Origin of the sequence: Nonomuraea sp. JJY05 (assembly GCF_043496855.1) — a bacterium.
Lineage (GTDB): Bacteria > Actinomycetota > Actinomycetes > Streptosporangiales > Streptosporangiaceae > Nonomuraea.
The window spans coordinates 1-19,805 of the sequence record NZ_JBIEIS010000023.1 but is presented as its reverse complement, the minus strand read 5'-3'; the positions used below and the strand labels follow the sequence as shown (position 1 = coordinate 19,805).

The 19,805-nt window shown below is 72.7% G+C and carries 9 protein-coding genes and 1 pseudogene; 9 read left to right on the top strand and 1 reads right to left on the bottom strand.

The annotated features are described in order from the left end of the window. The first annotated feature begins 80 nt into the window (after window positions 1-80). The 3 genes from ACFKCF_RS32635 (at window position 81) to ACFKCF_RS32625 (ending at window position 3,387) form a co-directional block, all read left to right on the top strand. Window positions 81-821 carry a hypothetical protein gene (locus tag ACFKCF_RS32635; protein ID WP_394499113.1) on the top strand — a complete coding sequence of 247 codons (741 nt, stop codon included), beginning with the start codon at window positions 81-83 and terminating at the stop codon, window positions 819-821. A 227-nt stretch (window positions 822-1,048) separates the two neighbouring features. Then, window positions 1,049-2,431: a phenylacetate--CoA ligase family protein gene (locus ACFKCF_RS32630; protein WP_394499112.1), complete on the top strand. Its 1,383-nt coding sequence runs from the start codon at window positions 1,049-1,051 to the stop codon at window positions 2,429-2,431. Further along, window positions 2,428-3,387 (top strand): hypothetical protein, encoded by a 960-nt coding sequence (locus ACFKCF_RS32625; protein ID WP_394499111.1) that lies wholly within the window; start codon window positions 2,428-2,430, stop codon window positions 3,385-3,387. Before ACFKCF_RS32630 ends, ACFKCF_RS32625 begins: the two co-directional genes overlap by 4 nt. A 12-nt stretch (window positions 3,388-3,399) precedes the next feature. Here ACFKCF_RS32625 and ACFKCF_RS32620 read toward each other — a convergent pair whose 3' ends face one another. After that, window positions 3,400-6,333: a BTAD domain-containing putative transcriptional regulator gene (locus ACFKCF_RS32620; RefSeq protein ID WP_394499110.1), complete on the bottom strand. Its 2,934-nt coding sequence runs from the start codon at window positions 6,331-6,333 to the stop codon at window positions 3,400-3,402. Window positions 6,334-6,455: 122 nt separating this feature from the next. Here ACFKCF_RS32620 and ACFKCF_RS32615 point away from each other — a divergent pair, with 122 nt between their 5' ends. The 6 genes and pseudogenes from ACFKCF_RS32615 to ACFKCF_RS32590 form a co-directional block, all read left to right on the top strand. After that, window positions 6,456-8,255 (top strand): glycoside hydrolase family 15 protein, encoded by a 1,800-nt coding sequence (locus tag ACFKCF_RS32615; protein ID WP_394499108.1) that lies wholly within the window; start codon window positions 6,456-6,458, stop codon window positions 8,253-8,255. Window positions 8,256-8,282: 27 nt separating this feature from the next. After that, window positions 8,283-9,173 carry an SseB family protein gene (locus ACFKCF_RS32610; RefSeq protein WP_394499107.1) on the top strand — a complete coding sequence of 297 codons (891 nt, stop codon included), beginning with the start codon at window positions 8,283-8,285 and terminating at the stop codon, window positions 9,171-9,173. After that, window positions 9,170-9,574, top strand: a complete 405-nt coding sequence (locus ACFKCF_RS32605; protein WP_394499106.1) for a hypothetical protein — start codon at window positions 9,170-9,172, stop codon at window positions 9,572-9,574. The genes ACFKCF_RS32610 and ACFKCF_RS32605 overlap by 4 nt, the downstream gene beginning before the upstream one ends. A gap of 103 nt (window positions 9,575-9,677) precedes the next feature. Next, window positions 9,678-10,082: a YbaB/EbfC family nucleoid-associated protein gene (locus ACFKCF_RS32600; protein WP_394499105.1), complete on the top strand. Its 405-nt coding sequence runs from the start codon at window positions 9,678-9,680 to the stop codon at window positions 10,080-10,082. Next, window positions 10,079-10,423: a hypothetical protein gene (locus ACFKCF_RS32595; protein WP_394499104.1), complete on the top strand. Its 345-nt coding sequence runs from the start codon at window positions 10,079-10,081 to the stop codon at window positions 10,421-10,423. The genes ACFKCF_RS32600 and ACFKCF_RS32595 overlap by 4 nt, the downstream gene beginning before the upstream one ends. Before the next feature lie 10 nt (window positions 10,424-10,433). Further along, window positions 10,434-19,805, top strand: a pseudogene (locus ACFKCF_RS32590) (hypothetical protein); the annotation flags it as partial.

Here is a 19,805-nt window from a genome sequence, read left to right as displayed (position 1 = left end):
CCCTATTGCGCCCGGAGCTGTCAACCAGGCGCACCCGCGCCCCGTCTCCTCATGGTCCCCATCCGTCGCAAGGAGTCGCCGTGCGTGTTCTGCTGCTCGTCCCAGCCGCCACCCTGTTGCTCTCGTCCGCCGCCGCCCGGGCCGACGTCGTGGAGTACGCATGCAAGATCAGCGCCACGGGCGAGACACAGGACGTGAAGATCGAGGTCGAGCTGACGGTGCCCACGGACGCGCAGGTGGGCAAGGAGACGGCCATCGGCTGGCACGGCTCGTACGTCGAGGGCTCCGAGTTACGCGCACCCGCCACGGGCCTGGAGGACGGCCTCAAGCTGTACGCGTACGCGGGCATCAGCGGCATCGACAAGCTGACCTCGGCCACCGGCGTCGCCGAGATCGGGCCGATCACCCCCGCGGCACCCGTCCGGCTCCCCGCGACGACGGTCAACCTGAAGACGACACCCAAGAACCCGGGCACCGGCACCGTTCATGCGGCCTCCATCAACTTCGGCACCACCTCCAGCGAGCGCGCGATCGAGTGCGAGATCAAGAACAAGAACGCCCGGACGGAATACCCCCTCGTCATCCCCGGAACCGGCAAGACCACGAGCCCCAGCCCCGGAACCGGCGAGACCACGAGCCCCAGCTCCAGCCCGTCCGAAACGCCTGCGAAGACCAGGACCCCGGCGGGCGCCGCCGACACGGGTGGCGGTGGTGAGGCGGGGCCCGACGGTCGGGTGCTGGTGGCGGTGGGGTCCCTGCTCGTCCTCGCCTCCGCAACCGGCCTGGTCCTGCGGCGGCGCAGGCTTGTAGCGGGCTTGTAGCGGCCCTGTAGGCCCCGGGCTGATCGTTACGGCAGAGGGGCGCGAGAAGCCCCTCGTCCCGCACAACGAGGGAGAGTCCCATGGTCAAGACCGTTCGCCGGTACGCCAAGTACGCCATCAGCACGCTGTCGACCGCGGTTTTCGTCCTCAACGGCTGATACCCGGGTGTCCCCCACGCGATCCGGGACACGGGGACACACTGCACCATCGCGACAGGAGGGCGAGGCGTGTTCGGCACAGCGGTGCGGCAACTGGGCTACGCGTGGACGATGATGTCCGGCCGCAGGTTCCGGATCAAGGACGTGCGGGCGCTGGTGGAGGACACGCGGGCGACCATGGAGGCGTTCGGATCGCCCGGTGAGGGCTCCGACGACATGCTCGCCGCCGCCGACCCGGAGATCCAGGAGGACCTCACGAAGCGGCGCCTGCGCCGCACGATCAGGCACGCCCGCGCGGAGGTCCCGTACTACCGCGGTCTCGAGTCGGACGATCTGGCCGGCATCGCCCCCACCCCGAAGCAGGCACTGCGCGGCATGTCCGCCGCCTTCGTCTCCGAGCTGGCCCGTCCCGCCGTGCTCGCGCACACGACCGGCACGACCGGCAGCCCCACGCTCGTGTGGTTCTCCGCGTACGAGATCGAGCTGATGTCGTCGATGGCGGCGCTCGCCGCGATGCTGAACGGCGGCCTGCGCTCCGAGCATCTGTGGGCCAACGCCATCAGCTCCCGTTCCATCGCCCAGATCGTGGCCGAGCGGGCGGTGCCGATGACGGGCGCGGGCTTCGTGCACCTCGGCATGATCGACCCGCGCGCCACCCTCGACCGGCTGGCCACCCCGATGCACGTCCCCGGCAAGCAGCCCCTGATCACGCACCTGAACGTGACCGCCTCCTACCTGGCCGCGCTGGTGCAGGAGGCCGAGCGCGGCGGCTGGAGCCCGCGCGACTTCGGGCTGGTCGAGGTGACGTCCGGCGGCGAGGTGCTCACCGACGCGCTGCGCCTGCGCGCCGAGGAGGCCCTGGGCGCCAGGGTCTACGACGGCTACTCCATGACGGAGATCGCGCCCGTCACCGGGCGGGTCTGCGCCGACGGCCACCTGCATCTCCCCTCCGACCAGGGCCTGGTCGAGGTGCTCGATCCGGTCACCATGGAGCCCGCCGGGCCGGACGCGCTCGGCGTCCTGGTCGTCACCCCGTTCTCCACCTTCCGCGACACCACGCTGCTGCTCCGGTACGTCACCGGCGACCTGGTCAGAACCCTGCCCGAGCCGCCCACGTGCGCGCTGGCGGCGATCCCGGCGACCTCCCGCGTCCTGGGACGCGCCGTGGACGGCGACGTGACCACCCGTGACGTGCTGGACCTGCTGCAGGCCGAGCACGCGCTGCCGCTGCCGACCAGGTTCGCGGTCGAGGACGGGATCCTGCACGTCGTGTCGGGCAAGGACGACCCGGCGCTGCTCGGCCGGCTGGAGGAGCGGGCCGCCGCGACGAAGCTCAAGGGCATCGTGCTGGTCGAGAGCCCCGACGACCTGCCGCGCCCCTGCCACGTCCGGGCGGACCTGATCGAGCAGAGCTTCGAGCACGCCGCGCACCTCCCGATCGGAGTCCGATGACCGCGCACGTCCTGGGCCTGCACGCGCTCATCGCGCTCACCGTCGCGCTGGCGGCCCTGTTCCTGTCCCGGTACGAGATCCCGCGCCCGCCGGTCGGCAAGTTCGTCGGCTCCGACATCGCCGTCATGATCGTGGCGCTGGTGGCGATGCCGTTCGCGTACCTGCACATCCCCGTCGGCGTGGTCGTGACGGTCTTCGGCGTCGTGGTGTTCACGATCGCCCAGCTCACGCTGGCGCCGGTGCTCGGCGGGCGGGCGGCGGCGATCGCGGCGGCACTGCTGGTCGGCGGCGACGTGGCCGCGTACTTCGCCGGCTGGGAGCCCGCCGTCCTCGTGCTGAACGACGTGGCGGTGATCCTGCTCGTCGTCGGCGTGGTCAACCTCTGGGTCCAGACGGCCGTCACCCCGGCCCAGGTGGCCGCCCTGGCCGCCGCCCTGACCTGCTACGACACGCTCGCCACCGGGCTCAGCTCGCTCACGCTCGACTTCGTGGCTCGGCTGGACGGGCTGCCGTTCGCACCGGTGCTGGCCACCCGCTACGGCGCCGACGCCTCGCTCGTCGGGCTGGGCGACTGCCTCATGCTCACGTTGTGGCCGCTGGTGGCGTACAAGAGGTACGGCAGGCGCGCCGGCTGGCTGGCCGCCGGGATCGACGCCGCGCTGCTGGCCGTCGCGGCCACGGCCTTCCTGGCCGGGAGCGGCGCGATCCCGCTGCTGACCCCGCTCGGGCTGCTCATCGTCGCGCAGTGGCTCTTCTGGCGCACGCGTCCCGTCCCGGCGCCGTCGCGGCCGGTGGTGGAGCGGGCGCTGGGCGACGTGATCCCGGCGGGCGTGTGGGTGGCGCTGGCCGACGGCGAGATCGTGGGCGAGGGCCCCACGCCGGGAAGCGCCCGGCGCGCGGCACGGCAGGCGGGCCTCGAGACCGTCCCCGTGGTGCGGCACCGCCCGGCCGAGTAGGGCACCCTCAGGTCAGTCCCGGTCCGTGCTCAGGAAGGCCTCGACCTGGGCCCGTTCCGGCCCGCTCTCGAACAGCTCGGCCGACTCGCGCCACACCGCCGCCGCGCACGGGTGCTCCCCCAGCTCGGCGTACGCGCGGCCGAGCTCCCTGAGCACGCGGGCCCGCCAGGTCGGCGGCCCGCCGGGCCCGAGCCCGTCGCGGGCGGTGACCAGCAGGCCGAGCGCCTCCGAGGCGCGTCCCTGCCGCAGCCGGACCTCGCCCAGCGCGTACGTGGCCAGCGCCTCCCCCAGCCCGTCCCCGCACTCGCGGAAGAGCGACCTGGCCCGGTCGAGCGCCTCCACGGCCTCCTCGAACCGCCCGAGCGCCCCCAGTGCCTCGCCGAGCCTGCGCAGCACCTTGCTGGCCGCGACGCGATCCCCGATCGTCTCGCTGACCACCAGGCTCTCCTGGTAGCGCGACACGGCCTCGGCCACCTCGCCGCGCAGGTAGCAGGCGGTGCCCAGGGCGCGCAGCAGGTCGCCGCGGGCCCGCCGGTCCTCCCCCGCCTTGGCCAGCCGCTCCTGGCAGAGCCGCACCGCCTCGCCGTACCGGCCCAGCTCCATGTGGATGTAGACGGGCCACGTCCAGGCGTAGTCGAGCCCGCCCTCGTCGCCCAGCTCCTCCAGCAGGGCGATGGCCCGGTACGCGTCGTCCAGCCCCTCCTCGAACAGCCCGGCCCCGTGGAGGCAGGCCGCCCGGTTGATCAGCGCGTACGCGGCCCCGTGCGCGTCCCCGATCCGCAAACAGTCCTGATATATCCGGCGGAAGTGCTCTCCCGCCGCCCCGTAAACCCCTCGCGACAGCGGCACGGCGGCCAGCAGCAGCTCGGCCCGCAGCGCGATCCGCTCGCTCGGCGCCGCCGCGATCACGAGCCGCTGCAGCCGCTCCACGTCGTCGAAGAACCCCTCCAGGTTCAGGTACGCCGACAGGTGGTGCGCCAGCTCGGCCGCCTCCTCCGCCATCCCGAGCTCGACGGCCGCCGACACGCTGTGGACGAGCGTCCTGCGCTCCGCGGCCAGCCACGCGATCCCCACCCCGTCGCCCGCCCCGGCCGGCGCCTCCGCCTGCGGGTACGGCGGCGCCGTCGGGATGGGCAGGTCGCTGGTGGCCGCCCTGAGCCGGCGCAGGCACTCCAGCACGTGCCGGGTCAGGGCCGCCCGCTGCTCTTCCAGGTCGTCCTCGACCCGGGCCCGCTCTTCGGCGTACACGCGTAACAGGTCGTGCAGGCGGTAGCGCGGCTGCCCCGCCCCGTCGACCTCGCCGGAGCCGAGCATCCCCCTGGCGACCAGCGTCTCCAGCGCCGCGTCCGCCTCCAGCCCGGACGAGCCGAGCAGGGCCGCCGCCGACCACTCGGCGATGCTCCCCAGGTCGGCCAGCCCGAGCAGCCGGAACGCCCGCCGCGCCGGCTCCGGCAGGGCCGCGTAGCTCTCCCCGAACGTGCCCCGCACGTCCAGCCCGCCCACGATCAGCTCGTCGAGCCGCCGGTCCTCGAGCCTGCTGACGAACACGCCGACCGGCCAGGAGGGGCGGATCGCCAGCCGCGCGCCGGCCACCCTGATCGCCAGCGGCAGCAGCCCGCAGGCCTTAAGGATCGCCCGCGCGGCCTCAGGCGCCGCGCGGAAGCGCGCCCCGCCCGCCACCTGCTCCAGCAGCAGCCGGGCGTCGTGCTCGCCGGGCAGGTCGAGCTGCAGCTGGGTGGCCCCCTCCAGGGCGGGCAGCCGCGACCTGGACGTCACCAGCACGCAGCTGCGCGCGGTGCCCGGCAGCAGGTGGCGCACCTGCGTCTCGTCCTGGGCGTCGTCGAGCACGATGAGCACGGCCATGTCGGCCAGGCGCTGCCTGAGCAGGCTCGCCCGCTCCTCCAGCGGCCCCGGGACCAGCGTGCCGTCCACGCCCAGCGAGCGCAGCAGCTCGCCGAGCAGGTCCTCGGGCCGCCGCGGGCCGGCCGCGTCCCGGCCCAGCCGCAGGAAGACCTGCCCGTCGGGATAGTCGGCGCGTAACAGGTGCGCCGCGTGCACGGTGAGCGTCGTCTTCCCCACTCCGGGCAGCCCCGACACGACCACGATCGGCGGCGACATCCGCTCCGGCCGGGCCCGCGCGGCGGGCAGCAGCTCGTCCAGCTCGGCCTTGCGGCCCACGAAGTCGGAGGTGTCGGCGGGCAGCTGGCACAGCGGCACGCGCGGGGCGACCGTGGCGCTGGGCGCGGGGTCGCCGGCCAGCAGGGCGGCGTGCAGGTCGGCCAGCTCGCGGCCCGGCTCGATGCCCAGCTCGGTGCTGAGCACCGCGCGGGCCTGGCGGAAGGCGTCGAGCGCCTCGCTGCGCCGGCCGGTCTTGTGCAGGGCCAGCATGAGCTGGGCCCACAGCCGCTCGCGCAGCGGGTGGGCGGCGACCAGCGTGCGCAGCTCGACCACCAGGTCCTCGCCGCCGAGCTCCAGCCGGACGTCGATCCACTCGGACCTGGCCAGGAGAAGCTGCTCCTCCAGCTCGGCGATCCTGGGCTCCATCGCGCCGCCGAGCCGGCTGTCCTCGGCGGGTCTGCCCCGCCACAGGGACACCGCCGCCTTGTAGGCCTGCTCCGCGGCCTGGTGCTCGCCCGCCTGCCGCGCGCGCCGCGCCCGGCGTACGACCTCCTCGAACGCGAGCAGGTCGAGCTGGCCGGGCGACAGCTCGCACGCGTACCCGGAGGGCTCCGTGCGCAGGCGGAGGGCGGTGCCGCTCACGACGCGGCGCAGCTGGGAGACGTACGTCTGGAGGTTCGCCACCGCCGAGCGCGGCGGGTCGTCCCAGACGGCTGCGACCAAGCGCTCGGTTGAGATCACGACATTGGGATGGAGCAGCAGGACGCTGAGCACCGCGCGCTGCTTGGCGCTCAGCCGAACGGGCCCTTCTGCGCCTTGTACGCGCAAGGATCCCAGAATCGAGAAATCCATCGTGGCAATCTCCCCGAGGCCGTCCGGACCCACGACGCAGTACATCCCTTGCCGGATGTTTTGGCAACCGCCGACCTTGACGGGTCTAGTTTGATGTCATGGGATATCTGCCGATCGGCGAACATGGGCTGATCGGCGACCTGCGGACGGTCGCCCTGGTCGGCACGGACGGCACGATCGACTGGTACTGCTGCCCGCGCTTCGACGCGCCCAGCGTGTTCGGCTCGATCCTGGACACCGAGCGGGGCGGCTGTTTCGAACTGGCCGCCGACCTCGACATGCGGACCAAGCAGTTCTACATCCCCGACACGAACGTGCTGGTCACCCGCTTCTTCGCGGACGAGGGGATGGCCGAGGTCCAGGACTTCATGCCGGTCGTCGAGGAGGAGACGCACGAGGCCGACCGGCACCGGCTGATCAGGCGGCTGGTGTGCGTACGCGGCTCGCTGCCGTTCCGCGTGCTGGTCGCGCCCCGGTTCGACTACGGCGCGCGGGAGCACACCGTGCGCATGCACGACGACCGGGCCACGTTCGAGTCATCTGGGCTCTCCCTGACCTTGACCTCCACCGTGCCGCTGGAGAGCGACGGGCGTGACGTGCGGGCGCTGTTCACGCTCTCCGAGGGCGAGCAGGCCGTCTTCGCCCTCGACCGGACAGACGTGGGGCTCGGCCCGAAGTCGTGCGCGCTCGCCGAGGCCGAGCAGGAGCTGGCCGACACGGTGCGGTTCTGGCGGTCGTGGCTGTCCGGCTCCCGTTACCGCGGCAGGTGGCGGGAGATGGTGCACCGCTCGGCGCTGACGCTGAAGCTGCTCACGTACGCGCCGACCGGCGGCATCGTCGCGGCCCCCACCACGAGCCTGCCGGAGCAGATCGGCGGGCCGCGCAACTGGGACTACCGCTACGTGTGGGTGCGCGACGCGGCCTTCTGCGTGTACGCGCTGCTCAGGCTGGGCTTCACCGAGGAGGCCGAGGCGTTCATGAGCTTCCTGTCGAAGCACGTCACGCTCGGCCGCGGCGACCCTTCGGGCCCGCTGCAGATCATGTACGGCATCGACGGCCGCGTCGAGTTCCCGGAGCGCGAGCTCCCCCACCTGGAGGGCTACCGCGGATCGGCCCCGGTACGCGTGGGCAACGCCGCCGCCGGCCAGCTCCAGATGGACATCTACGGCGCGCTCATCGACTCGGTCTACCTGTACGACAAATGGGGCCAGCCCATCTCCAGCGACCGCTGGGACGAGCTGTGCACGCTGGTCGACTGGGTCTCCGACAACTGGGACCAGCCGGACGAAGGCATCTGGGAGACCCGCGGCGGGCGCAAGAACTTCGTCTACTCGAGGCTCATGTGCTGGGTGGCCATCGAGCGGGCCATGCGCATGGCGATCCACCGCGGGCTCCCGGCCGACATACCGCGCTGGCGCGAGGCCCGCGACGGCATCTACCGCCAGATCATGCGCGACGGCTATTCGGGCACGCTGAACGCCTTCGTCCAGCACTTCGGCGAGGACGTGCTGGACGCGTCGGTGCTGATGATGCCCCTGGCCAAGTTCGTCTCGCCCATGGACCCGAAGTGGCTGTCCACGCTCGACGCGCTCGCCGAAGGGCTGGTCTCCGACTCGCTGGTCTACCGCTACGACCCCGAGGTCAGTCCCGACGGGCTGCAGGGCGCGGAGGGCACGTTCTCGATCTGCACGTTCTGGTACGTCGAGGCGCTGGCCAGGGCCGGCCGGGTGGAGGAGGCCCGCCGGGTCTTCGACAACATCCTGAGCTACGCCAACCATCTGGGCCTGTACGCCGAAGAGATCGGTCGCTCAGGGGAGCAGCTCGGGAACTTCCCCCAGGCGTTCACCCACCTGGCGCTGATCAGCGCCGCCTTCAACCTGGATCACGCCCTGGGTTGACGCGGTCCGCTCCGGCAAACTGGGCGGATGACGTCGAGTGATCACGAACCGGCCACGCCGTTCGAGGAGCGGTTGTGGGCCGCGCACCGGGACGGGCAGGGCGCGCTGTGCCTGAGCCTGCTCCGCGACGCGGACCTGGCGCTGCCGATCACCGCCGCCGCGGCGGCCGGGACCGAGGCCCCCGCATGGGCGACCGCCGCCGACGCCGAGCGGACGTGGCTGCTCGCCTACACCTCCGTGGAGGCGATGCGGCTGGCCACCGGGGGCGTCGCCACGCACTGCCGCGTCCTGTCGCTGGTCGAGCTGGCGGCCGGCTGGCCGGACCCGCGGTGGGGGCTGGCGATCAATCCGGGACTGACGGCCGCCTTCCTGCTGGAGTCGGGGACGGTGGCCAGGCTGGCGGTGCCCACGCTGCTCCAGGACCTCACGCTCGATCCCGCCTCGGGGGTGCCGGCGGTGCAGAAGCTGCTGTCCCCCGCCGCCCTCCATGACCTGCTGACCGGGGGCGAGCCGCGCGTCTCCGGTTACTGCCATCACGCCCTGGACGTCTCGCACATCGCGACGCCCGTCGTGCTCGCCGAGGCGCTGGGGCAGCCGGACCTGCTGACCGAGAACGGCTCGCTGAACATCCTGCGCTGGCGCCCCGTGGGCCTGGCCGGTTACCGCACCCCCTACGGCGGGACCGACGAGGAGCGCAGGGCCGCGGTGGCGGGCTGGGTGGTCGAGGAGCCGCCGTTCGTGGGGATGGGCCTGGTGCCGAACGTCGATCACGTCATCCGCGAGTACAAGGTGTACGGCGTGGGCCTGCCGCACGGCGCGGAGATCTGGGAGCTCACCTCCAGAGGGACGGAGCACCGGCGCGCGATCTACCACGGCGATCTGGGGCGGTGGCTGCTGATCGGGAGGCGGGCGGCATGAGCTGGCACTTCTACCGGGCCCGCTGGCAGGGCGTGGACTACGTGGCCAGCCCCGAGCCGCACTCCCTGGAGCTGTGGATCCGGCTGCGCAGCCCCGAGCCGGCGGACGGGTTCGAGGAGGTCGAGCCCGGTTGCCACGTACGCCCGGTGCCCGTGTCCGAGTGCGCGGCCCTGCACTTCGTGACGACGGTGTGCACCTGGCGGGGAGAGCGGTTCCACGTGCACGACGAGCGTGACGGGCGGCTGCTGCTCGAATACCTGGGCGGGTCCGCGCCCGCGGCGGTGGAGCTCGGGCTGGAGCGCGTCGAGCGAGGCGTGTACCGCCTGTGGGTGCCCCGGGCCGAGGTGACGGATCTCCACGAGCACGCCGAATCACTAAATGTCGCGAAACAACACTTTTGAACACAGTCTTGTCTCATGGTGTTCATGTGACGGAAACTAACTAGAAACGTGGAAGTTTCGTAAGAGGATTTCCCGTAGGGGAGGCCTGGCTTCAGGGGGTGTCATGGAGTCGCTCGACCAGCCCGATTCGGCGGCGATGAGGGCATACGCCGACGAGCTGCGCGACATGTTCCGGCAGATCCAGGACGCGGGCATGGAGCTGCATGCCCAGGCCAGAGCGGTCCAGGTCACCGAGAAGTCCCGCGACGGCCTGGTGTCGGTCACGGTCGGCCCGCGCGGCGAGCTCGTCCGGCTCGACCTGGATCCGCGCATCTACCGGCGCCCCGAGGCACGGCAGCTGGCCGACACGATCGTCGAGACGGCTCAGCGGGCGGCGGCCGGCGCCAGGGAGCGCATCACGGAGATCCTCGAACCGGTGATCCCCCGGGCGGAGCTCGACGCACACCTCGACGGCGACGTCGAAACCGCCCTGGCGCAGCTCGCCGAGCGGATGGAGGGTGAACGATGAGACTCTGGGACGGCACGCAGATCATCAAGCCCAACGTGGACCGTGGGCTCTCCGAGTGGTCGGCGATGGCCGAAGACCTCGAACGCGAGTCGGCGAAGCTGGTCGCCCAGGTCCAGGAGGCCCTCGACGCCGCTCCGTGGGGCCCCGGCGCCGAGGGAGAGGCGTTCAGGGCCGCCCATTTCCGCAACGACGGCCCCAACCAGATGCTCCTCCAGTGCACCAAGCTGGCCGAGCAGATCACCGCCGCGGGATGCGGGGTGCGCACAGCCGTCGACAACACCCTGAAGATGGATCTCGACATCAAGCGCGACATGGCGGCCGGACTGGTGCGGGAGATCTGAGGCCCAGGACGTGACGGTCAACGCCGGCACCGGCGTCCACGGCTCCGGCAGCCAGAACGGCGGCGGCCTGGCCGCTCAGCGACCCGCGGTCCGCATCGACAGCGACGTCCTGCCCGTGTGGGAGACCGAAGTACTGCCCGACTGGGTCGTCTACTGGCTGATCCCCCTGCTGTCGGCCGGGCAGAAATGGCCGGGCGCCAGCGAGAGCGGGCTGTCGAAGCTGTCCGCGGCGTACGACAACCTGGCCGAGGGATCCGTCAGCTCCGCGCCCGCGGCAGGCGCGGCCACGCGCGTCCTCCTGGACGGCTGGGTCTCGCCCGCGACCGCGAACTTCGTCACCAGGGCCACCTTCCTGTACGGCCACGAGGGCGGGCTGTCCGGAGTGTCCGGGAACGCGCGGGCCTATTCGCAGCAGGCCAGCAACTTCGCCGTCGAGACGCAGTACTCCAAGCTCTCCATCAACGTGGCCTTCTGGGTGACGGTCGTGGCCATCGCGATCGCCCTCTTCGTCGCCTTCTTCACCGCCGGCTCCTCCACCGCGATCATCGGGCCGTACGCGGCGGGGGCCCGCGCGGCCATCACGCGGATCCTCGTCAGGCTCATGACCCTGGGCGGCAGGGAACTGAGCGTGCGGCAGCTGGCCAGGGTGACCGCGCTCAACGGCGCCACCGGACGCGGCCTCATCGCCAGGCTGCTGGCCTCGCCGATCGGCCGGGAGCTGATCGAGGAGATCGGCGAGGAGTTCTTCATCGACGCGGCCGCCCAGTACCAGCAGCTCCAGATGGGCACCGTACAGAACTGGGACGTGAACAAGTCGGCCGCCTCGATCATCGGCGCGGGCAGCGGCGCGGTCTTCGGCACGGCGCTGGCCGGGCCCGTGTCCCACGTCACCAGCCACGTGCCGGGTTTCGCGGGCCGCGCCCTGACCACGGGCCTGACCAACACGATCGCCTCCCCGGCCGGCAGCTTCATCGCCAACGGCGTGGTCTACGACCAGTGGCAGAACCCGTTCACGGCCGACTCCCTCCTGGGCGGCTTCATGGGCGGCGCCGGACGCACCGGGACGATCAGCCCGTTCAATCCCGAGGTCTACACAGCGCTGGCGCACCCGGTCACCTCTCTCGCCTCCGCGTACGACATCGCCGCGCACACCGACGCCGGCCGAGCGGCGGGCGGCCCTCCCGGGGGCACGGCGGACGGGAACACGACGGGCGGCGGCCCCACGAACGGCGGCCCCCAGCCCGGCACGCCCGCGACCGTGCGCCAGCCCGATCCCGCGGCGCCCGCCACCGTGAGGTCGGGCGGGCCGGCGACCGCACCGGCGGCCCCGAGGCCCGACGCTCCGGCGACCCCGAGGGCCGACGGCGGCCGGGACGGCGACGGCCGGCGCGCCCCCGCCGCGCCTGAGCCGGACGCCGCCTCGCACCGGCGGGGCTCCAGGGACGGCGGCCCGGACCAGGCGGACCCGAGTACGGCGGCACCCGACCAGGACGACGCCGCGCAGCAGCCCTCGCCGACGGGACAGGCGCCGGACGGCACCACCGCGCCCGACGCCAACCGGGCCCAGCCCGACAGTGGTCCCGCCCAGCCCGACGCCAACCCGGCACATCCGCACAACAGCGGCCAACCCGATGCCGACCCGGCCCAGCCCGACAGCGGCCCCGCCCAATCCGACGCCAACCCGGGCCAACCCGACAACAGCCCCGCCCAGCCGGACAGCCAGACCGCGCCCGACGCCCAGACCGCGCCCGATGTCCAGGCCGCGGCCGGCTCGACGACGCTCGCCGACGACGGCTCCGGGCACCCGGTCACCTCCCTCGACGGGTCGGCCCCGGCCGGTCAACCCGTGCCCGCCGCCGTCCGAGCCCGTACGGCGCTGATCGGCGCGCTCACCACGAACTTCCCCAACGCCGTCGTCGGCCCGGAGGGCGACCTCCTCATCTCCACCGCCGAGGGCGTGCGCGCGATCTCCGCGGCCACCATGAGCCGCATCCGCTCCGCGCTGGACATGCGGGCCGAAGAGGTCTCGGACGTCTCTGACCTGCAGGCCGAGGCCACCGCCCTGCTGACGATCGCCCAGGCCGGGGAGCCGACCGGCACCGCGGCGGCGGCCCCGGCGCCCGACGACGGCCCCGCCGCCCCGGCGTACACGAGCAAGCCGGGGACGGTCACGTCGCGGCCGATCGCCGGCACCAGGTACGTGACCGACGGCCGCCAGGGCCCGGACCTGGACCTCGACGAGGTGCGGAGCTCGATAGGCAACTGGCTCGCCCGCCACTTCCTCGACCAGGGCGTCAAGCGCTTCACCTGGTCGACGGACTCAGAGGGCCGCCGGACGCTGGCGGTCCACACGGAGACGGACGGCATCCACCACTTCCGCCCCGTCATCGGCGGCCTGCCCTCGGACCTGATGGGCCAGACCGAGGTCAGGTCCGGCAGGAGCCCGGACGACGCCCACCTGGTGCACTTCAACCCCCGCGTGGCCTCCGACCAGCTGTCCAGGGTCTGGCTGCACGAGATCACCGACACACTGCAGGAAGTGCGGTCGGCCGGTGAGGGCAGACGGCAGGGCATCCTACGGCGCGGACGCGGCGGCGAGGCCACGCAGGACGCGTGCGTCTCCGCCTTCCACAACGAGCTGTCGTTGCTGGCCGGCAAGTGGCACCAGGCCCAGACGCTCCCGGAAAAGCGGCTCCTCGCCGTCGACATCGACGGTGTGGCCCGCCAGCTGCGCGAACGCGGCCAGACCCCGCCCCTGCCGCCGTGGGCGGCCACCCAGGGCACCCGGCCGTCCCTCGCAACCCCCTTACTCGGCCCCAACCCGTCCCTTGAGGACGTGCAGGCCGTCATCGACGCGCTGGTCCAGGCCGAGCAGGCGCTCCAGATCCAGATCCGGTCGAAGACGGACAGCGCCGAAGCGGCGCGCAAGAAGGCACGCCAGGCCACGCGGCAGGCGCGCAAGGCATTGAAGCAGCACGATCGGGGCCGCTTCGAGCGGGCGCGCAAGGCACGGCAGGAGAACCGCGCGCACCGCGCCACGCAGGCGCGGCACACCAGGATCGCGCGGGCGTATGGCCCCGCCCTGGCGCAGGCGACGCAGACGAGGAAGACCTACGAACAACTGCTGTCGGCGATGCGCCGGGCAGGACCGCCCTCCCGGCCCGGCGAGGTCGGCATGGCCTCCATCGCGCGATCGCTGGCGACCGAGGCCGCGCGGCGCCACCAGGGCTATCTGGACGCGCTGTCAGCGGCGCTGCCGCAGCAGGACACCCTGTCCGCGGCCATGCCGACGGGCCCGCTCGCCCATCTCACCGCTCTCACCACCGCCGTCAACAAGGTCCTGGCAAAGAACACGATCGGCTACCAGTTCAGCACGGACGAGCTGGAGCGCGCCCTGCGCGCCGACTTCCACAAGCTCGTCTCCCCCGACGGCGTCGTGCTGCGGGTGGGCCGCGGCAGCAAGGCGGCGGAGGTGCGGGTCAGGCTCTCCCTCTCCGACCTCGTCGAAGTGCTCGACCAGAACGTCAAGGCGTCGGAGACGATGGTGGGCCTGTTCTTCCAGGCGGGCCGGACGGTCACCGCCACCGAGTCCGGCAGCGGCGGGCTGCCCCTCGGCTTCAACACGGCCGTCCTGGCGCAGCTCATGCCGGAGGGCGAGTGGGCCAGGACGGTGACCGAGCTGCTCGCGGTCGGCGTCGGGGTCGCGGCCGGGCGCAACTGGTCGGCGACGGGCGGCGCGGGGACGTACGCGCAGGGCGGCTCCGTCTCCGACAACAGGAGCGAGTCGCTGCTGTTCGACGCCGCCGCGACGTACACCGTTGACATCCGCACGCCGAAATCGGACGGCTGGCAGGACGCCACCGTCGTGAACTCCGGCGCGCCCGGCGACGCCTCCGGGCAGCGGTTGTGGGTCTCACACTCCTTCACCGACCAGACAGCGCGCAAACTGGCCTGGATCGACGACGCCAAGCGCAACGCCAAGCTCCCCCACCACGTCCTCACCAGCATGACCGGCCTGGAAGGCGCTCTGGACACGATCGCCGCGACGCTGGGCGGGCTCTACGACCAGGTCGGCGCCGTCCCCCACGACCAGCTGCGGACCTTCGTGACCGAGGAGCTGCCCCACCGGCTCCGCGACGCGGTCAACGGCGATCTGGAGCGCGTCTTCACCAGGGGCGGCAAGCCGCACGCGAGGGTACGCGCCGAGACCCGGGTCGTGCTGGTGGCGAGCGAGCCGCTCGGCGGGGCGAGCGCCGAGGAGTGGGAGGAGGAGGTGCTCGTCGACTTCGCCGCGACGCCGGGCGGGGCGTCGTCCGGCGGGTCGCTGGAAGCGAGCGTCTCGGCCGGGTTCAACCATCCCGCGCTGCAGGAGGTCGACGGATTCGGCAGCTACGAGCCCAGCATCGGCCCGCGGGTCAGAGGCTCCAGGGCGGCGTCGCGGTCCTACTCGGCCACCGCCAACCAGCAGGCGATCCACCCGAGCGTGCACCGGAAGACCAGCCCCAAGCAGGCCTACCGGCTGGCGCTGGAGACCACGTTCATCGTGGAGGAGTTCGGCAAGCCGCCCGTCACCCTCCGGCCGGTGCGCAGCACGGCGGTGGTCAGCATGCGGGAATCGGCCGCCTACCGCTTCGGCCTGCCTGTCGACCACGCGGCGCTGGTGTATCACGACGGCCGGCCGCTGCTCGACGCGGACGGCAACCAGGTCCTGCGTGGCGACCCGCGCCCCGGCCCTCCCCCCGGCCGCAAGCCCGAGCTGCCCTCGTGGCTCGGCGACGAACCGGGCCAGATGCGGGGCGTCGGCCCCGGTCTCGTCCAGGACATCGACGGGCTGGACCCGGTCAGGAAGAAGGTGATGGACCAGCTCGCCGAGCGCGGCATCATCCCGAAGACCGTAGACGGGGTCCGGAAGTACGCGGCCAACCCGCTCGCCCGCGCCGCCCAGATCCTCAACCTGCAGGAGGTCACCGAACAGCTGTCCGAGCACCGGATCAGGTCCGGCTACGACACCCTGGCCCAGGAGGGCATCACCGTCGACCTGGTGACGCACGACCTGAACGGCGACCCTGAGCACCACATGCTGCACATTTCGCTGAAGCAGGACTTCAAGAAGTACCGCTACATCGGCTACACGGACTCGGAGACGGTGGTCAACCTCGACATCGGCTCCGACACCTCGGCCCGGGCCGTCAGCCAGTCCAGGACGTACGGCGGCGGCGCCTCCGTCGCCGAGAGCGACGGCCCCGGCAAGGGGCACGACGGGCTGTCGCACGAGGTGGGGGTCAACGCCGGCGGCAGCAGCACCCGTACGGCGGGTTCGAGCGTCGGCAGCACGGTCAACGTGGTGAGCCTGCACGAGAGCACCGGCCCGGTCGCGATCTTCTCCTTGAGCCACGACCTGCAGGTCGATCTCGTGCACAACGGGAAGACGATCGATCTGGCGTCCGGCAGGGGCTCGGCCAGGCTGCTGTTCGCGGCGGACCTCCTCCCCGAGGAGAACGGCTCGGCGCCCGCGCCCATCGGCAAGGTGTCGCAGAAGGTGCTGTCCAGGGCGAAGCTCGTCCACCTGGACATGCACGGCAGCCTGGAGGCCGCGGCGAAGGAGGTACTGCCGCGGAGCATGCGCCCGGACTCGGTGGCGTACCAGATGTACAGGGCGGTCCTGGGCGTGCGGAACCTCGTCTCGCACCCCAGGATGCTGACGAGGCTGCTCACCACCGGCCTCGCCGTCCGGCCCGGAGGCCTGCCCACCCAGTCGTCCATGACGGTGACGGGCGAGGTCGGCGACATGGAGGTGCTGGGCGTCGTCGACCATGTGAAGGGCGAGATCCTCTTCGGGCTCGGCAGCGCCGGCGTGTCCTGGGGCGGGTCGTCGGGTCACTCCGTCGGCGCCTCGACGAACGTCTCCGACCTCGACGATGGCGGCGCGTCGAGCGACGGCGGCTCGCTCTCGCTGCCCTCCCGGTCGGGAGGCACCTCCGTCTCCACCTCGGTCCTCGACATCTGGGGCAACGAGGGGCTCTCGATCGACTTCGGCCGCCAGATCCTCCTGCGGGCCCCCGTGGACCTCACGCTCACCGGCTCGGAGAGCGCGGCGGACGCGTTGCCGGTGGGCGACCGGGTCCCCATCGGCGAGAACGGCACGGCCAACGCCCAGGGCACCGGGCTGTACCTGCTCTCCGAGGACGACGCGCTGGTGATGTACGCCGAAGGCGAGCTCCCGCTGCCGGGCCCCCTGGTGGGCGACGCCGTCGAGCGGTTCCTCAACGGCAGCATGAAGCTCGACCCGAGCATGGCCGTGCCCCTGGTCCAGCGGTACATCATGGACGTCGCCAGGGCGCGGGCCGCCGGCGAGGACGTGGGATACGCCGCGCGGCACACCCCGCAAGCCCTGCTGGAGAAGATCCAGGAGCTGACGGGCCTCGGCCCGGCGGCCGGCACGGCCCAGCAGGGGAACGAGGCGCAGCAGCTCGACCAGACGCTGAGCGAGGCGGCGGACCTGATCGACCGCTCCAGGGATGTCGTGGTGGCGCCCATGTACGACAGGACAGTGGGCCTGGGTACGGCGGAGTCGCTCGACCTGACCGACGACCAGGGCAATCCCGTCGACATGATGGACGCGGTGCTGAACGCCGTGCGCGCCGCCTACCCCGAGGCGGTGGACGGCAGCCCGACCCTGGCCGACGAGCTGAGCGTCGACTTCTCCAGCGACGCCGCGCTGATCCACGTCACCGACATGTGGTCGCGGCAGGGCTACGAGAAGAGCTACCACGTCAAGGTCGGCGCGCAGACCTCGCAGGCCGAGGAGGTGACGGTCACGGCCCGGCTGGTGTACGACAACCCGGAGGACTCCCGCCGGGGCACGTTCCTCACGCACACCTCGCAGGCCGGGGTCATCGTCCAGCGCTACCGCTACACCGACCTGTCGCACTCCGAGTCGTACAACGGCGCCTACTCGGCGGGCCTGAACCAGGGCAGCGCGGACAACGGCGACGGCCACGGCGTCGGGGTGTCGACGGACCGGGGGCGCTCGTACTCGGGCTCCGTCAACCGGCAGGGTACGCGGCTGCAGCGGATGGCCCAGTTCAACGGCGTCAACCGGGTCCGGCAGGAGATGACGCTGGTCATCGAGGTCACCCGCAGGCCGGTGCGCGCGGGCAGGTTCCGGTCCGCGGCCCGTCGGGCCGCCGACGCGATCCGGCGGTTGGTCCGCGTCGCGCCCCCGGTCAAGTACCGCGCCGTACTCGTGCGGCGCATCCCGACCGGCATGATCCAGCTCCTCGCGGAGGATCCGGGGCCGGTCACCATGACGACGGATCCCCGGCTGGTCGAGCTGCGTCCCGGCCACTTCCCGGACAGGCTGCGGGAGCACCCCGGCAAACCCACCCTTTTGGAGATCATCACCGCGCAGTTCTCGAAGATGGTGGGTGCCGCGACGGTCGCGGAACGCCGCTCGGAGCTGGTCAAGCGGCTGTCCCATGACGCCCTGCTGACCGGGTTCGAGCGGATGGCGGGGCCCGCCGGCCTCGTCGTGCCGGTGGCCAGGCAGAAGTTCAAGGATCAGGGCGCGCAGGTCACGATCCGGACCCGCCTGTCGGACTTCACCATCATCGCCGGACCGTTCGACGCGGAGAAGGGCGAGGTCGACAGGGCGGCCGACGCCCAGAACGCGACGGTGTCCCGTGGCCACGCGCTGCCCGTCGGCGCGAGCGGCAGCATGAACGACGGCGACACCGGCCTCGACGGCGGGGTGCGGGCCGGCGAGCAGGCGTCCGAGAGCGTGTCGGACCACCACGGGGCGCGCCGCGAGCGCAGCAAGTTCGAGCAGGCCAAGGCCTACGTCGTCCGGCTCAGGGTGGACTACGACCTCACCTTCGAGCACGTGGCGCGGCTGCGGGACGGCAACGACCACCCTGTCGGCGATCCCGTCCACATGGCGGGGGCCACCAGCGGCGAGATCGACGTGACGCTCTTCGAGGAGGAGATCGCGGAGCTGCGCTCCCGGGTGGAGGCGAATGTGCGGCTCGCGCCGCCGGTCGACCACCGATTGGCGACGTTCTGGTTCGCTCCGGCCCGGGGCCGCTCCGGTCTGATCCAGATCCTGCAGGACGCGCGCCTGGCCGCCCGCGAACGCGGCATGGTGGCCCGGGTCGCGATCCGGGAAGCGGACGGGATCCACTGGTACCTGGCGGCCCCCGACGGCTCGGTCCACAGCGAGGAGAGGCCCGACGGCGAGTTCGCCGAGGCGTTCGCCACCCTCCCGCCCATGCTGCTGGACGCCGCCGACCAGGCGGGCGTCGACCTGCGCCACGTCTTCATGAACTCCGTGGAGCCCGGCACGTTCGTCCATCAGGTCAGGGCCGAGCTGATGGCACGGGGCGCCCTGCCCACCGACGTCGACAAGTCGGCGTGGCCCGCCGACCGGGAAGCGGCGAGCCCGACGACGGGCGGGAGCATCGCCCAGGGGGTGACGCCCGCCACGGTGCCCTCTCCCGCGATCGAGGGCACGCTCTTCAGCCGGTCGGCCCGGCCCGAGGGGGTTCCCGACGTGGCCCTGGACGAGCTGCGCAACCAGGACATCACCCTCGGCGACCTGGGCGGCGCCGCCGCGCACGTCGCCTGGCACGGCGACATGATGACCGTCCAGGCCCCCACCGCGCCCGACCAGCACGTCCGCGTGCTGATCGGGGAACCGGGCGAGGGGCTCGACGCCTCCACCGAGTTGCGCGCGGGCACGCCGGACGACCCGCACATCATGCGCTTCTGGCCGCGCGTGCACCCGGACGTGGTGTCGTCGGTCCTGGTGCACGAGCTCTCGCACGTCCTGCAGGAGACGCTGGCCGCGGCGTCGGGCGCGCCGCAGGGCGTCATCAGGACCTCCTTGTCGGAACACCAGGCCGAGGGCACCGACCACTGCCTGCTCCCCCGCCTGAACGAGCACGCCCACCTGTCGCGCAAGTGGCACGCGACCTCCGACCCGGCCACGCGCGCGCGTCTGGCCGAGGCGATAGACACCATCGCGGCCGATCTCGAACGCCGCGGCCACACCCCGCCCGCGCCGCCCTGGGGAACCGGCCCGCGGGCTCCGGCCGCCCCTCAGCCGCTGGGCCGGCTCGCGAGGCTGCTCAACGGGGGAGGCCCGATGGGGCTGGACACCTCGCCGGCCGGGCTCGGCAGGCTGGCGCAGACCGCCGGCGTCGCCGAGGTGGCTCCGGCGGGACCGGCGGGCGAGTTCACGGTGTCCACGAGGAACGGGGCCTTCACCGTGGCGCTGGCCGACGCCGCGCCGGGCGCCACGGACGTGACCGTCGACTCGCGCGAGCCGGGGCGGCTGGCGCTTTGGGTGCCCGCCGACGGCGGCGGGCGCGGGGTCGTCGCGGTG